This window comes from Nocardioides sp. SYSU D00065, assembly GCF_017916425.1.
Lineage (GTDB): Bacteria > Actinomycetota > Actinomycetes > Propionibacteriales > Nocardioidaceae > Nocardioides.
The window spans coordinates 17,343-31,854 of sequence record NZ_JAFMSX010000004.1 but is presented as its reverse complement, the minus strand read 5'-3'; the positions used below and the strand labels follow the sequence as shown (position 1 = coordinate 31,854).

The 14,512-nt window shown below is 71.6% G+C and carries 10 protein-coding genes and 1 tRNA gene; 10 read left to right on the top strand and 1 reads right to left on the bottom strand.

Going from position 1 to position 14,512, the window contains the following annotated elements; translation table 11 throughout:
• Window positions 1-23 precede the first annotated feature (23 nt).
• From trpC to pyk, 8 genes are all read left to right on the top strand, one after another.
• A complete protein-coding gene (gene trpC, locus J3P41_RS15615) occupies window positions 24-821 on the top strand; it encodes an indole-3-glycerol phosphate synthase TrpC (RefSeq protein ID WP_210651299.1) in 798 nt (265 codons plus the stop codon).
• Entirely contained in the window at window positions 818-2,113 is a 1,296-nt protein-coding gene (trpB, locus tag J3P41_RS15610) for a tryptophan synthase subunit beta (protein ID WP_307862031.1), read from the top strand. The genes trpC and trpB overlap by 4 nt, the downstream gene beginning before the upstream one ends.
• On the top strand, window positions 2,110-2,925 hold the full coding sequence (trpA, locus tag J3P41_RS15605; RefSeq protein ID WP_210651298.1) for a tryptophan synthase subunit alpha: 816 nt from the start codon (window positions 2,110-2,112) through the stop codon (window positions 2,923-2,925). Before trpB ends, trpA begins: the two co-directional genes overlap by 4 nt.
• Window positions 2,912-3,547, top strand: coding sequence for an SCO family protein (locus J3P41_RS15600; RefSeq protein WP_210651297.1), 636 nt, complete (start codon window positions 2,912-2,914; stop codon window positions 3,545-3,547). The genes trpA and J3P41_RS15600 overlap by 14 nt, the downstream gene beginning before the upstream one ends.
• Before the next feature lie 8 nt (window positions 3,548-3,555).
• The gene (gene lgt / locus J3P41_RS15595; protein WP_246862345.1) at window positions 3,556-4,557 is read left to right on the top strand and encodes a prolipoprotein diacylglyceryl transferase; all 1,002 of its coding nucleotides are present in this window, start codon (window positions 3,556-3,558) and stop codon (window positions 4,555-4,557) included.
• Between the two features lie 138 nt (window positions 4,558-4,695).
• Window positions 4,696-9,258, top strand: a complete 4,563-nt coding sequence (gltB, locus tag J3P41_RS15590; RefSeq protein WP_210651296.1) for a glutamate synthase large subunit — start codon at window positions 4,696-4,698, stop codon at window positions 9,256-9,258.
• Between the two features lie 65 nt (window positions 9,259-9,323).
• Complete coding sequence (locus J3P41_RS15585; RefSeq protein ID WP_210651295.1) at window positions 9,324-10,793, top strand: glutamate synthase subunit beta; 1,470 nt, start codon at window positions 9,324-9,326, stop codon at window positions 10,791-10,793.
• 110 nt (window positions 10,794-10,903) lie between these two features.
• A complete protein-coding gene (gene pyk / locus J3P41_RS15580) occupies window positions 10,904-12,349 on the top strand; it encodes a pyruvate kinase (protein ID WP_210651294.1) in 1,446 nt (481 codons plus the stop codon).
• 33 nt (window positions 12,350-12,382) lie between these two features.
• Here the strand turns inward: pyk and J3P41_RS15575 are convergent.
• Window positions 12,383-12,455, bottom strand: a tRNA-Leu gene (locus J3P41_RS15575).
• 55 nt (window positions 12,456-12,510) lie between these two features.
• Here J3P41_RS15575 and J3P41_RS15570 point away from each other — a divergent pair.
• Window positions 12,511-13,149, top strand: a complete 639-nt coding sequence (locus tag J3P41_RS15570; RefSeq protein ID WP_210651743.1) for an ANTAR domain-containing response regulator — start codon at window positions 12,511-12,513, stop codon at window positions 13,147-13,149.
• A gap of 180 nt (window positions 13,150-13,329) precedes the next feature.
• Window positions 13,330-14,487, top strand: coding sequence for a branched-chain amino acid ABC transporter substrate-binding protein (locus J3P41_RS15565; RefSeq protein ID WP_210651293.1), 1,158 nt, complete (start codon window positions 13,330-13,332; stop codon window positions 14,485-14,487).
• Window positions 14,488-14,512: the final 25 nt, after the last annotated feature.

Here is a 14,512-nt window from a genome sequence, read left to right as displayed (position 1 = left end):
GCCCCGGGTGAGAGGCTGAGCGCATGCCTGCCACCGGTTCCGTGCTCGACGACATCGTCGCCGGGGTGCGCGAGGACCTCGCCCGCCGAGAGTCCGCGCTCCCGTCGGCGGAGCTGCGCGCCCGCCTCGCCGACGCGCCGGCGCCGCGCGACCCGATGCCGCACTTCCGCGCGCTCGGGGCGAGCGTGATCGCCGAGGTCAAGCGACGCAGCCCGAGCAAGGGCGAGCTCGCGAACATCCCCGACCCGGCGGCGCTGGCAGCGGCGTACGCCCGTGGCGGCGCGGCCGCGATCTCCGTGCTGACCGAGGAGCGCCGCTTCGGCGGCAGCCTCGACGACCTGCGCGCCGTGCGGGCGGCGGTCGACACCCCGATCCTGCGCAAGGACTTCATCGTCGAGCACTACCAGCTCCTGGAGGCACGCGCGGCCGGCGCCGACCTCGCCCTGCTGATCGTGGCGGCCCTCGACGACGACACGCTCCGGCGCCTGCACGACCAGGCCCGCGAGCTGGGGCTCACCGTGCTGGTCGAGGTGCACGACGAGGCCGAGACCGAGCGCGCGCTGGACCTCGGCGCCGACCTGGTCGGCGTCAACAGCCGCAACCTCAAGACCCTCGACGTCGACCCCGACGTCTTCGGCCGCCTCGCGCCCCAGATCCCCGACGGAGTGGTCAGGGTCGCCGAGAGCGGCATCACCGGCGTCGCCGACGTCCAGCGCTTCGTCTCCGAGGGAGCGGGTGTCGTGCTGGTCGGCGAGGCGCTGGTCAAGGACGGCGACCCGGAGGCCGCCGTACGAGCCATGACAGGAGTAGGTGCCCCGTGAGTGCAGCGACCAGCCCGCAAGGGGTCCGGCCAGGCAGCTTCGAGGCCGACGACCGGGGCTACTTCGGTGGGACCTGGGGCGGACGGTTCATGCCCGAGGCGCTCGTCGCCGCGCTCGACGAGCTCACCGAGGCCTGGCAGGACGCGATGGCCGACGAGGCGTTCGTGGCCGACTTCGAGCGGGTCCTGCGCGACTACGCCGGCACCCCGAGCCGGCTCTACCACGCCGAGCGGCTCTCGCAGACCGTCGGCGCCCGCGTGCTGCTCAAGCGCGAGGACCTCAACCACACCGGCGCCCACAAGATCCGCAACGTCCTCGGCCAGGCGCTGCTCACGCGCCGCATGGGCAAGACCCGGGTGATCGCCGAGACCGGCGCCGGCCAGCACGGGGTCGCCAGCGCGACCGCCGCCGCCTGGCTCGACCTCGACTGCACCGTCTACATGGGCGCCGTCGACACCCGGCGCCAGGCGCTCAACGTGGCCCGGATGCAGCTGCTCGGTGCCACCGTCGTGCCGGTCGAGTCCGGCAGCGCGACCCTCAAGGACGCGATCAACGAGGCGCTGCGCGACTGGGTGGCCAGCGTCGACCACACCGCCTACCTCTTCGGCACCGCGGCGGGCCCGCACCCGTTCCCCAGCATGGTGCGTGACTTCTGCCGCGGCATCGGCGACGAGGCCCGCGCCCAGTGCCTCGAGCAGTACGGCGTCCTCCCGGACGCGGTCGCGGCGTGCGTGGGCGGCGGGTCCAACGCGATCGGCCTGTTCACCGCGTTCCTCGACGACGAGGGCGTGGAGATCCACGGCTTCGAGCCCGGTGGCGACGGTGTCGACACCGGCCGGCACGCGGCCACGATCCACGCCGGCGAGGCGGGGGTGCTGCACGGTGCCCGCACCTTCGTGCTGCAGGACGAGGACGGCCAGACCGTCGAGTCACACTCCATCTCCGCCGGCCTCGACTACCCCGGCGTCGGGCCGCAGCACTCCTGGCTCGCGGCCGCCGGGCGCGCGTCGTACACCCCCGTCACCGACGCCGAGGCGATGGACGCCATGGCGCTGCTGAGCCGGACCGAGGGCATCATCCCGGCCATCGAGTCCGCCCACGCCATCGCCGGCGCGCTCGAGGTCGCCAAGCGCCTCGGTCAGGAGAAGGGCCCCGACGCGACGGTGATCGTGAACCTCAGCGGTCGCGGCGACAAGGACATGGGGACCGCTCTCGAGTGGTTCGGCCTCGGCGACGCCGAGGAGGGGCCCGAGACCGACCTCGAGCAGGCCGCCGAGGAGGCGACGCGGTGACCGCGAGCACGTCCACGTCGGTCGCCTTCGCCAGGGCCCGCGCCGAGGACCGCGCCGCCCTCATCGGCTACCTCCCCGCCGGCTACCCGAGCGTCGAAGGGTCGATCGCTGCCCTGCGGACGATGGTCGAGGCAGGCTGTGACGCGATCGAGATCGGCCTGCCCTACAGCGACCCCGTGATGGACGGTCCGACGATCCAGGCGGCGGCGCAGCAGGCGCTCGACGCCGGGGTCCGCACCTCCGACGTCCTCCGGGTCGTCGAGGCGGTCGCCGCCACCGGCGTGCCGACGCTGGTGATGACGTACTGGAACCCGGTCGAGCGCTACGGCGTCGAGCGGTGGGCCGCCGACCTCGCGCAGGCCGGGGGAGCCGGGCTCATCACGCCCGACATCACCCCCGACCACGGCGGCGAGTGGATCGCGGCCGCCGACGCGCACGAGCTGGACAAGGTGTTCCTCGTCGCGCCGAGCTCGACCGACGAGCGGGTCGCCATGACGGCCGCGGCCAGCCGCGGCTTCGTCTACGCCGCCGCCGTCATGGGCGTCACAGGGGCGCGCGACGCCACCTCCGACCTGGCCGGGCCGCTGGTGCGGCGGGTGCGCGCAAGCGGCGACGTCCCCGTCGCCGTCGGCATCGGGGTCAGCACCGGCGACCAGGCGGCGGAGGTGGCGTCCTACGCCGACGGCGTCATCGTCGGCTCGGCATTCGTCCGGTGCCTGCTCGACCACCCCGGCGACGAGGCCGCGGGCCTCGACGCCCTGCGCGCGTTGACGACCGACCTGGCCGAAGGGGTACGCCGTGCGGGTCGCTAGGGCGCTCGCGTCGGTTGCGCTGCTCGGCCTGCTGGCCGCGTGCGGCGGCCAGTCCGGCGACGCCGACGCGTCGATCGAGCTCACCGGCACCGTCCTCGACCCGCCGTTCGAGGTCAGCCCGACGCCGCTGGTCGACACCGACGGGGCGTCGTACAGCCTCACCGAGGACACCGACAAGGACCTCACGCTGGTCTTCTTCGGCTACACCAACTGCCCCGACATCTGCGGGCAGGTGATGGCGACCCTCGCCGGCACGCTCGCGCGCCTCGACGACGCGCAGAAGGAGCGGCTGGACGTGGTCTTCGTGACCACCGACCCGGCGCGCGACACCCGGGCCGTGGTCGAGGACTACGTCGACGCCTTCGACCCCAGCATCATCGGGCTCACCGGCGACCTCGACGAGATCGTCGAGGTCGCCTCCAGCATGAAGGTGGCCATCGGCTACTTCGACGCCGCCGGCACCGAGCTCGACCCGAACGACCTGCCGAAGACCTACGACGTGGACCACGGCACCCAGGTCTTCGGCATCGGTGCCGACGACGGTGTCGACACGTTCTGGGGCTCCGACGTCTCCCAGGCGCAGCTCGCCCAGGACGTCACGATGATCCTCGACCAGGGATGATGCTGCCCATGCCCATGTCGTCCGTGCCGTCACCGCTGGTGACGCTGATGTCCATCCCGAGCCCCACCGAGGGCGTGTGGCACCTCGGACCGGTGCCGATCCGCGGCTACGCGCTGTGCATCATCCTCGGCATCGTCCTCGCCATCTGGATCGGCGAGCGGCGCTGGGTGGCCCGCGGCGGCACGCCCGGGGAGGTCAGCGACCTGGCGATCTGGGCCGTTCCGTTCGGCCTGGTCGGCGGCCGGCTCTACCACGTGGTCACCGACTGGCAGCTCTACTTCGGCGAGGACAAGAACCCCGTCACCGCCCTGTACGTCTGGCGCGGCGGCCTCGGCATCTGGGGCGCCATCGCCCTCGGGGCCGTCGGCGTGTGGCTCGGTGCGCGCTCGCGGGGCATCAAGATCCTGCCGCTGCTCGACGCGCTCGCCCCGGGCGTGCTGGTTGCGCAGGCGATGGGACGCTGGGGCAACTGGTTCAACCAGGAGCTCTACGGCCGCCCGACCGACCTGCCGTGGGGCCTGGAGATCGACGTCGCCCACCGGCCCGCCGACTACCTCGACGTGGCGACGTTCCACCCGGCCTTCCTCTACGAGTGCCTGTGGAACCTCGGCGCGTTCGTCGTCCTGGTCTGGCTCGACCGGCGCTACCGGCTCGGTCACGGCCGCGTCGTCGCCGGCTACGTCATGCTCTACACCGCCGGGCGCGGCTGGATCGAGAACCTGCGCATCGACGACGTGCAGATGGACGACATCCTCGGCCTGCGCCTCAACGTGTGGACGTCGATCGTGCTGTTCGTGCTCGCCGCCGCCTGGTTCGCGTGGTCCCAGCGTCGCCACCCCGGGCGCGAGGAGTCGGTGCGCACCGGCGAGCCGGACGCTGACGACGCGGCGGACGCCGCGGATGCCGCCGACCCCGGCGAGAGCGCCGACCCCGCCGAGCCCGCTGACCCCGCGGACCCCGCGGACCCCGCGGACCCCGCGGACCGCCGGACCGCCGGTCCCACGGCCTGACACACCGCCGACCGGCGTACGACGCCGGTGATAGGTTCTGTCTCGCTCGGGCCAACGTCGTCCCCAGCGGAAACACCCACCCCCACTGCCCGGGACTCGGTCCCGGGCGAGTCGCGACGACGACGGGAGAATGCCTCCATGCACGCATTCCCGCCGAGCCAGGGTCTCTACGACCCCCGGCACGAGAAGGACGCCTGCGGCGTCGCCATGGTGGCGACCCTGACAGGTGAGGCCAGCCACGACATCGTGGTCAAGGCGCTCACCGCCCTGCGCAACCTCGACCACCGCGGCGCCGCCGGCGCCGAGGTCAACAGCGGCGACGGCGCCGGGATCCTTATGCAGGTGCCCGACGCGTTCCTGCGCGACGTGGCACAGGAGGCGGGCTTCGAGCTGCCTCCCGCCCGCGCGTACGCCGTCGGCACCGCGTTCCTGCCCGGCGACGCCGAGGCGGTCGCCGCCACCCGCCGCCGCATCGAGGAGATCGCCGACGAGGAGGGCCTCGCCGTGCTCGGCTGGCGTGAGGTGCCGGTCGACGACTCGACGCTGGGCGCGACCGCGCGCAGCGTGATGCCGACCTTCGCCCAGCTGTTCGTGGCCGGTCGCGCATCGCGCGTGAGCGGCATGGCGCTGGAGCGGCTCGCCTTCTGCCTGCGCAAGCGCGCCGAGTCCGAGACCGACGTCTACTTCCCGTCGCTGTCCTCGCGCACGCTCGCCTACAAGGGCATGCTCACCACCGACCAGCTCGACCGGGTGTTCCCCGACCTGCGCGACGAGCGCGTCGCGTCCGCGATGGCCGTGGTGCACTCGCGCTTCTCGACCAACACCTTCCCGAGCTGGCCGCTGGCGCACCCGTTCCGGTTCATCGCCCACAACGGCGAGATCAACACCGTGATGGGCAACCGCAACTGGATGCGGGCGCGCGAGGCGCTGCTCGAGAGCGACCTGATCCCCGGCGACCTCGAGCGGCTCTTCCCGATCTGCACGCCCGGTGCGTCGGACTCGGCGTCCTTCGACGAGGTCCTGGAGCTGCTCCACCTCGGCGGCCGCTCGCTCCCGCACGCCGTGCTGATGATGATCCCCGAGGCATGGGAGAACAACCGCGAGATGGCTGCGCAGCGGCGCGCCTTCTACGAGTTCCACTCCATGCTGATGGAGCCGTGGGACGGGCCCGCCTGCGTGGTGTTCACCGACGGCACCCAGATCGGTGCGGTCCTCGACCGCAACGGCCTGCGCCCCTCGCGCTACTGGGTCACCGACGACGGCCTGGTGGTCCTGGCATCCGAGGTGGGCGTGCTCGACATCGACCCCGCGACGGTGGTCCGCAAGGGCCGGCTCCAGCCGGGCCGGATGTTCCTGGTCGACACCGAGGAGCACCGGATCATCGAGGACGAGGAGATCAAGGGTCAGCTCGCCGCCGAGCACCCCTACGACGAGTGGCTGCACGCCGGCCTGATCCACCTCGACGACATCGACGAGCTCGAGCACGTGGTGCACACGCACGCCTCGGTGACTCGCCGCCAGCAGATCTTCGGCTACACGCAGGAGGACCTGCGCGTCCTGCTGAGCCCGATGGCCAACACCGGTGGCGAGGCGCTCGGCTCGATGGGCACCGACACGCCGATCGCCGCGCTCAGCGACAAGCCGCGGTTGCTCTTCGACTACTTCACGCAGCTGTTCGCGCAGGTGACGAACCCGCCGCTGGACGCCATCCGCGAGGAGCTGGTCACCTCGCTCAGCGGGTCCATCGGCCCCGAGGCCAACCTGCTCGACCCCACCCCGGCGTCGTGCCGGCAGATCGTGCTGCCGTTCCCGGTCTTCTCCAACGACGACCTGGCCAAGATCCGCCACATCAACCGCAACGGCGACATGCCCGGCTTCCAGGTCCACGTCGTGCGCGGCCTGTACGACGTCGAGGGCGGGGGAGCGGCCCTGGAGGCGCGGCTCGAGGAGCTGTGCGCCGAGGTGTCGGAGGCCATCGCGGGGGGCGCGCGCATCATCGTCCTCTCGGATCGCCACGCGACCCAGGAGTTGGCGCCGATCCCGTCGCTGCTGCTCACCGGCGCCGTCCACCACCACCTGGTCCGGGAGAAGACCCGCACCCAGGTGGGGCTGCTGGTCGAGGCCGGCGACGTGCGCGAGGTGCACCACGTGGCGCTGCTGGTCGGCTACGGCGCGGCCGCGGTGAACCCCTACCTCGCCATGGAGTCGGTCGAGGACCTGGCCCGCGAGGCCTACTACGTCAAGGTCGAGCCCGAGAAGGCCGTCGCCAACCTCATCAAGGCGCTCGGCAAGGGCGTGCTCAAGGTGATGTCCAAGATGGGCGTCTCGACCGTGGCGTCCTACACCGGCGCGAAGATCTTCGAGTCCGTGGGCCTCTCGCAGGCCGTCATCGACCGCTACTTCACCGGTACGACGTCCAAGCTCGGCGGCATCGAGCTCGACACGATCGCCGAGGAGGTCGCCCGCCGCCACGCGACGGCGTACCCCCGCGGCGGCATTGCGCCGGCGCACCGCGAGCTCCCCACCGGCGGGGAGTACCAGTGGCGGCGCAGCGTGAAGGGCGACGCGGAGCCGCACCTGTTCGACCCCGAGACGGTCTTCCGCCTGCAGCACTCCACGCGCACCGGCAGCTACGACATCTTCAAGCAGTACACCTCCCGCGTCGACGAGCAGTCGCAGCGGCTGATGACCCTGCGCGGGCTGTTCACCTTCAAGGAGGGCGTGCGCGAGCCCGTCGACATCGACGAGGTCGAGCCGGTCTCGGAGATCGTCAAGCGCTTCTCGACCGGTGCCATGTCCTACGGCTCCATCAGCCAGGAGGCGCACGAGACCCTCGCGATCGCCATGAACCGGCTGGGCGCGAAGTCCAACACCGGTGAGGGCGGCGAGGACCCCGACCGGCTCTACGACCCCGAGCGGCGCTCGGCGATCAAGCAGGTCGCCTCCGGCCGGTTCGGCGTGACCTCGGAGTACCTCACCAACGCCGACGACATCCAGATCAAGATGGCGCAGGGCGCCAAGCCCGGCGAGGGCGGCCAGCTGCCCGGTCACAAGGTGTACCCGTGGGTCGCCAAGACGCGGCACTCCACGCCCGGTGTGGGCCTGATCAGCCCGCCGCCGCACCACGACATCTACTCGATCGAGGACCTGGCGCAGCTGATCCACGACCTCAAGAACGCCAACCCGTCAGCGCGCATCCACGTCAAGCTGGTCTCCGAGGTCGGCATCGGCACGGTCGCGGCGGGGGTGTCGAAGGCGCACGCCGACGTCGTGCTCGTCTCCGGCCACGACGGCGGCACCGGCGCCTCGCCGCTCACCTCGCTCAAGCACGCCGGCGGTCCGTGGGAGCTCGGCCTGGCCGAGACCCAGCAGACGCTGCTGCTCAACGGGCTGCGCGACCGGATCGTGGTGCAGGCGGACGGGCAGCTCAAGACGGGCCGGGACGTCGTCATCGCCGCCCTGCTGGGCGCGGAGGAGTTCGGCTTCGCGACCGCCCCGCTCGTCGTCAGCGGCTGCATCATGATGCGCGTGTGCCACCTCGACACGTGCCCGGTGGGCGTGGCCACGCAGAACCCGGTGCTGCGCGAGCGCTACAGCGGCCAGGCGGACTACGTGGTGAACTTCTTCGAGTTCATCGCGCAGGAGGTCCGCGAGCTGCTCGCCGAGCTCGGCTTCCGCAGCATCGACGAGGCCGTCGGCCAGGTCGGCACGCTCGACGTCGCGCGGGCCGTCGACCACTGGAAGGCCTCCGGGCTCGACCTGACGCCGATGCTGCACCAGGCCTCGGCCCACGGCGAGTTCGGCCAGTTCGAGGACCAGGACCTGCGCAACACCAAGGCCCAGGACCACGGGCTCGACAAGGCGCTCGACAACGAGCTGATCGCCATCGCGGCTCCCGCGCTGGAGTCGGGCGAGCCGGTGCGCGCGCAGGTGGCCGTCCGCAACGTCAACCGTACGGTCGGCACGATGCTCGGCCACGAGGTCACCAAGCGCTACCGCGGCGACGGCCTGCCCGAGGGCACGATCGACATCACGCTCACCGGCTCGGCCGGTCAGTCGTTCGGCGCCTTCGTGCCGCGCGGGATCACCCTGCGCCTGGAGGGCGACGCCAACGACTACGTCGGCAAGGGCCTGTCCGGCGGCCGGCTGGTCATCCGCCCCGACCGGGCGGCGACGTTCGAGGCGTCGGAGCAGATCATCGCCGGCAACACGATCGGCTACGGCGCGACGTCCGGCCGGATGTTCCTCAGCGGCCGCGCCGGTGAGCGGTTCTGCGTACGCAACTCCGGTGCCAGCGCGGTCGTCGAGGGCGTGGGGGACCACGCCTGCGAGTACATGACCGGCGGCGTGGTGGTCGTGCTGGGTCCCACGGGGCGCAACTTCGCGGCGGGCATGTCCGGCGGCTACGCCTTCGTGCTCGACCTGGACGAGGCCCGCGTCAACCCCGAGCTGGTCGAGCTGGCCCCGGTCACGGGCAAGGCGGCCGACGAGCTCAGGTCGCTGGTCGAGGAGCACGCGGAGGAGACCGGCTCGGCCGTCGCGACGGCGCTGCTCGACGACTGGGACGCCGCGCTCGCGCGCTTCACCGAGGTGATGCCGCGTGACTTCAGGCGCGTGCTGGCCGCGCGTGAGGAGGCCCTCGCGGAGGGCCTCGACGAGGACCAGGCCAACGCGCGCATCATGGAGGTGCTCCATGGCTGAGAGCACCCCCACCACGTCGAGTCGTCGCGAGCCCTCGCGCTCGCCCATGGAGAGAGGGGCGCAGGATGGCTGACCCGAAGGGCTTCCTCAAGCACGGCCGCGAGGTCGCCTCGCGCCGTGAGGTCGCCGAGCGCGTGCAGGACTGGGGCGAGGTCTACCCCGACGGCATCGGGCGGGCCCTGCTGCCGATCATCAACACCCAGGCCGGGCGCTGCATGGACTGCGGCATCCCGTTCTGCCACCAGGGCTGCCCGCTGGGCAACCTCATCCCGGAGTGGAACGACCTGGTCTGGCGCGACGACTGGGACGGTGCGATGGACCGCCTCCACGCGACGAACAACTTCCCCGAGTTCACCGGCCGGCTGTGCCCCGCACCGTGCGAGACAGCCTGCGTGCTGGGCATCAACCAGGACCCGGTGACCATCAAGAACGTCGAGGTCTCGATCATCGACCGCGCGTGGGGATCGGGTTACGTGCGGCCGCAGCCGCCGGAGTGGCTCTCGGGCAAGACGGTCGCGGTCATCGGCTCGGGCCCCGCCGGGCTCGCCGCGGCACAGCAGCTCACCCGCGCCGGGCACACCGTCGCGGTCTACGAGCGCGCGGACAAGATCGGCGGCCTGCTGCGCTACGGCATCCCCGAGTTCAAGATGGAGAAGAAGCACCTCGACCGGCGCCTGGACCAGATGCGTCGCGAGGGCACGGTGTTCCGCGCCGGCGTGAACGTCGGCGGCGACCTCACCGGCGAGCAGCTGCTGTCGCGCTACGACGCGGTGGTGCTGGCGATGGGCGCCACGGCCGCGCGTGACCTGCCGGTGCCCGGCCGCGAGCTCGGCGGCATCCACCAGGCGATGGAGTTCCTGCCGCAGGCCAACCGCGCGTCCCTGGGCGAGCCCCCGACGCTCGACGGCTCGGAGCAGATCGTGGCGACGGGCAAGGACGTCGTCATCATCGGCGGCGGCGACACCGGCGCCGACTGCCTCGGCACGTCCATCCGCCAGGGTGCGCGGTCGGTGACGCAGCTGGAGATCATGCCCCAGCCCGGAACGGACCGGCCCGCCGGCCAGCCGTGGCCGACGTACCCGATGACGTTCCGCGTCTCCTCGGCCCACGAGGAGGGCGGCGACCGGGTCTACGCGGTCTCCACGCAGGAGTTCCTCGGCGACAGCGACGGCCAGGTCTCCGCGCTCCGGCTGGTCGAGGTCGACGCGTCGTTCCAGCCCGTCGAGGGCACCGAGCGCGAGATCCCGGCCCAGCTGGTGCTGCTCGCGATGGGCTTCGTGGGACCGGAGAAGGCGGGACTGATCGAGCAGCTCGGCGTCGACCTCGACGAGCGCGGCAACGTCCGGCGCGACGCGTCGTACGCCGCCTCGGTGCCCGGTGTCTACGTCGCCGGCGACGTGGGCCGTGGTCAGTCGCTCATCGTGTGGGCGATCGCGGAGGGGCGCAGCGCCGCCGCCTCGGTCGACGCCTACCTCACGGGATCGACCACCCTGCCGACGCCGATCAAGCCGCACGAGCGCCCGCTCGTCGTCTGAGTCGCCCCGCGGTGGGTGAGGCACGTCCTCGCGACGAAATACCCGCCTCACTCACCGACGGACGTGGGATCCGGGGGTTGGAACGATCCAATATCCGCTAGGGTGGTGTCGTGCGTAGAGCCAAGATCGTCTGCACCCTCGGCCCAGCGGTGAACACCCCGGAGGGGATCCGAGCCCTTGTCGAAGCCGGCATGGACGTCGCGCGGCTCAACATGAGCCACGGGGCGTACGCCGACCACGAGGCCGTCTATCGGATGGTCCGGCGGGCCTCCGACGAGACCGGCCACGCGATCGGCATCTTCGCCGACCTGCAGGGCCCGAAGATCCGTCTCGAGACCTTCGGTGACGGGCCGGTGATGCTCGAGAAGGGCGCCACCTTCACGATCACCACCCGCGACGTGGTCGGCGACGTCGAGCGGTGCGGTACGACGTACAAGGGCCTGCCCGGCGACGTGAAGCCCGGCGACCCGCTGCTCATCGACGACGGCAAGGTCCGGCTGCGGGTGACCGCGGTCGAGGGCCCCGACGTGGTCACCGAGGTGATCGTGCCGGGCAAGGTCTCCAACAACAAGGGCATCAACCTGCCCGGCGTCGCGGTCTCCGTGCCGGCGCTGTCGGAGAAGGACACCGAGGACCTGCGCTGGGCGCTGCGGCTCGGAGTCGACTTCATCGCGCTCAGCTTCGTGCGCAACGCGGCCGACGCCGAGGACGTGCGCGTGATCATGCGCGAGGAGAACATCCACGTCCCCGTCATCGCCAAGATCGAGAAGCCGCAGGCGCTCGACAACATCGACGAGATCGTCGACGCCTTCGACGGGATCATGGTCGCCCGCGGGGACCTCGGCGTGGAGTGCCCGCTCGAGGACGTGCCGATCCACCAGAAGCTCATCATCGACAAGGCCCGGCGCAACGCCAAGCCCGTCATCGTGGCCACCCAGATGCTCGAGTCGATGATCACCGCCCCCGCGCCGACCCGCGCCGAGGCCAGCGACGTCGCCAACGCCGTGCTCGACGGCGCCGACGCGGTGATGCTGTCCGGCGAGACGAGCGTGGGGGAGTACCCCATCGTGGCCGTCGAGACCATGGCCCGCATCGTCGAGTCGACCGAGGACCACGGGCTGAGCCACATGGCCGCGGTGGCGTGGAACCCGCACACCCGTGGGGGCATCATCGCCAAGGCAGCTGCCGAGGTCGCCGAGCGGGTCGGGGCCAAGTACGTCGTCGCGTTCACCGTCAGCGGCGACTCCGCCAAGCGGCTCTCGCGCTACCGGGGCCCGATCCCGATCCTCGCCTTCACCCCGGAGGCGCGCACCCGGTCCCAGCTGGCGCTGACCTGGGGCGTGGAGACGTTCCAGGGAGCAGAGGTCGAGCACACCGACGAGATGGTCCGCCAGGTCGACGAGGCGCTGCTGCACATCGGGCGGGTGCAGGAGGGCGACCTCGTCGTGATCATCGCCGGCAGCCCGCCCGGCATTCCCGGCTCGACGAACGCGCTGCGCATCCACCGGATGGGCGACGCGATCAACGGCCAGGCCCCGGCGTACCGCCGGGCCTGAACCCGCCTGGCGGTGCGTGGGCCGGGTCTGAGGTGCCCCGGGTGAGATTCGAACTCACACTGGATGGTGTTTGAGACCACTGCCTCTGCCGTTGGGCTACCGGGGCGAATCGGCCTCGGAACCCTATCCGAACTAGCCTTGCGACCGTGACGCAGCCCGAGATGTCCAGCCCCAGCTCCGACGGCGTACGCCGTGTCGTGATCGCCGAGGACGAGGCGTTGATCCGCATGGACCTGGCCGAGATGCTCGGCGAGGAGGGCTACGAGGTCGTGGGGCAGGCCGCCGACGGCCAGAGGGCGATCGAGCTGGCCCGCGAGCTGCGCCCCGACCTGGTGATCCTGGACGTGAAGATGCCGGTGCTCGACGGCATCGCGGCGGCGGAGACGATCGCGGGGGAGCGCATCGCCCCCGTCGTGATCCTCACCGCCTTCTCGCAGCGCGACCTCGTGACGCGGGCGCGCGAGGCCGGGGCGATGGCGTACCTGGTCAAGCCGTTCCAGCGCGGTGACCTCGTTCCCGCGATCGAGATGGCCGTCAGCCGGCATGCCGAGATCGCGGTGCTCGAGCGCGAGGTCTCCGACCTCCAGGAGTCCCTCGCCACCCGCAAGTCGGTGGACCGGGCGAAGGGGGTGCTGCAGGAGAAGCTCGGGCTCAGCGAGCCCGACGCGTTCCGGTGGATCCAGAAGACCGCGATGGACCTGCGCCTGTCCATGAGGCAGGTCGCGGACGGGGTCGTCGAGCACGGCGTCGCAGGACTCGAGGGTTCGGGCGAGGCCGAGGACCGCTCGGGCAGCGCCTGAGATCCGTCCTGCGTACACCCCAGGTTTCGGGAGCGTTTCCGGTGCAGACCACTTGGTCACGAAACGACAACGGCCTGCGACTCTGAGTCTCAATCGTGTCCTGGCCCACACTGCGGGTGTTAGGTTCCCGCAACGAGGCTGCCGAGGTGGACAGCCCATCCACGAACTACGGAGGGATCCATGATCCGCTCATCCAAGTCCTGGCAGGCCGTCGCGGTCGCGTCGGTCGCCGGTTTGGTGCTCACCGCCTGCGGCACGACCGACGAGGGCGGCAGCGGCAGTGAGTCGTCCGGCGGCGGCGGCGGAGCCGCCTGCGACGTCAAGCTCGCCTTCTTCGGTCCCGAGACCGGCCCCGCCGCCGGCCTGGGCAAGCCGATCATCCAAGGCGCCCAGCTCGCCCTCGACGAGTACAACGCCGACGCCGAGTGCGCCATCGAGATGATCAACTACGACTCGCAGGGCAGCCCCGACGAGGCCCCCGCCCTGGCCACCGAGGCCGCGGGCGACGAGTCCCTCATCGGCATCGTGGGCCCGGCGTTCTCCGGTGAGTCCGCGGCCGCCGGCCCGATCTTCGCCGAGGCCGGTCTCCCGACCATCTCGCCGTCCGCCACCAACCCGGCGCTCGCCGACAACGGCTGGGACACCTTCCACCGCGTGCTCGGCAACGACGCCACCCAGGGTCCGGCCGCGGCGACCTACATCGCCGACACGCTGTCGTCCAAGGCCACGTTCGTCATCGACGACGCGTCCGAGTACGGCGCGGGCCTGGCCGAGGAGGTCACCAACGGGTTGGGCGACGTGGTCGTCGACACCGACACCATCCAGGCCGGCGACACCGACTTCTCCGCCACGGCGCAGAAGGTGTCCGCGTCCAAGGCCGACACGGTGTTCTTCGGCGGCTACTACGCCGAGGCGACCATCCTGGTCAGCCAGCTCAAGGACGCCGGCTTCGACGGCACCTTCGTGGCCGCCGACGGCGTGAAGGACCCGGCCTTCCTCGACGCCGGCAACGACGCCGAGGGCTCGGTCCTCACCTGCCCCTGCATCCCGAACACCGACCCCAACGTCGCTGAGTTCGCGGAGGCCTACGAGGCCGAGTTCGGCGAGCCGGCCGGCACCTACGCCGCCGAGGCCTACGACGCCGCGAACGTGTTCCTCGACGGCATCGCCGAGGGCATCGACAACCGCGAGGAGATGCTCGAGTTCGTCAACGGCTACGACGAGGCCGGCGTGACCAAGCAGGTCGCCTTCGACGAGAAGGGTGAGCCCAGCGAGGTCCACGTCTACTCCTACAAGGTCGAGGGTGGCGAGATCGTCCCCGAGGGCGAGATCAGCTGACCTGCTCGCAGCACCATTGACGCAG

Excerpts from the sequence above, each read along its gene's own strand:
- trpC (WP_210651299.1), top strand. The coding sequence starts at position 24 with ATGCCTGCCACCGGTTCCGTGCTCGACGACATCGTCGCCGGGGTGCGC.
- lgt (WP_246862345.1), top strand. The coding sequence starts at position 3,556 with ATGCCCATGTCGTCCGTGCCGTCACCGCTGGTGACGCTGATGTCCATC.
- gltB (WP_210651296.1), top strand. The coding sequence starts at position 4,696 with ATGCACGCATTCCCGCCGAGCCAGGGTCTCTACGACCCCCGGCACGAG.
- J3P41_RS15585 (WP_210651295.1), top strand. The coding sequence starts at position 9,324 with ATGGCTGACCCGAAGGGCTTCCTCAAGCACGGCCGCGAGGTCGCCTCG.
- J3P41_RS15570 (WP_210651743.1), top strand. The coding sequence starts at position 12,511 with ATGTCCAGCCCCAGCTCCGACGGCGTACGCCGTGTCGTGATCGCCGAG.
- J3P41_RS15565 (WP_210651293.1), top strand. The coding sequence starts at position 13,330 with ATGATCCGCTCATCCAAGTCCTGGCAGGCCGTCGCGGTCGCGTCGGTC.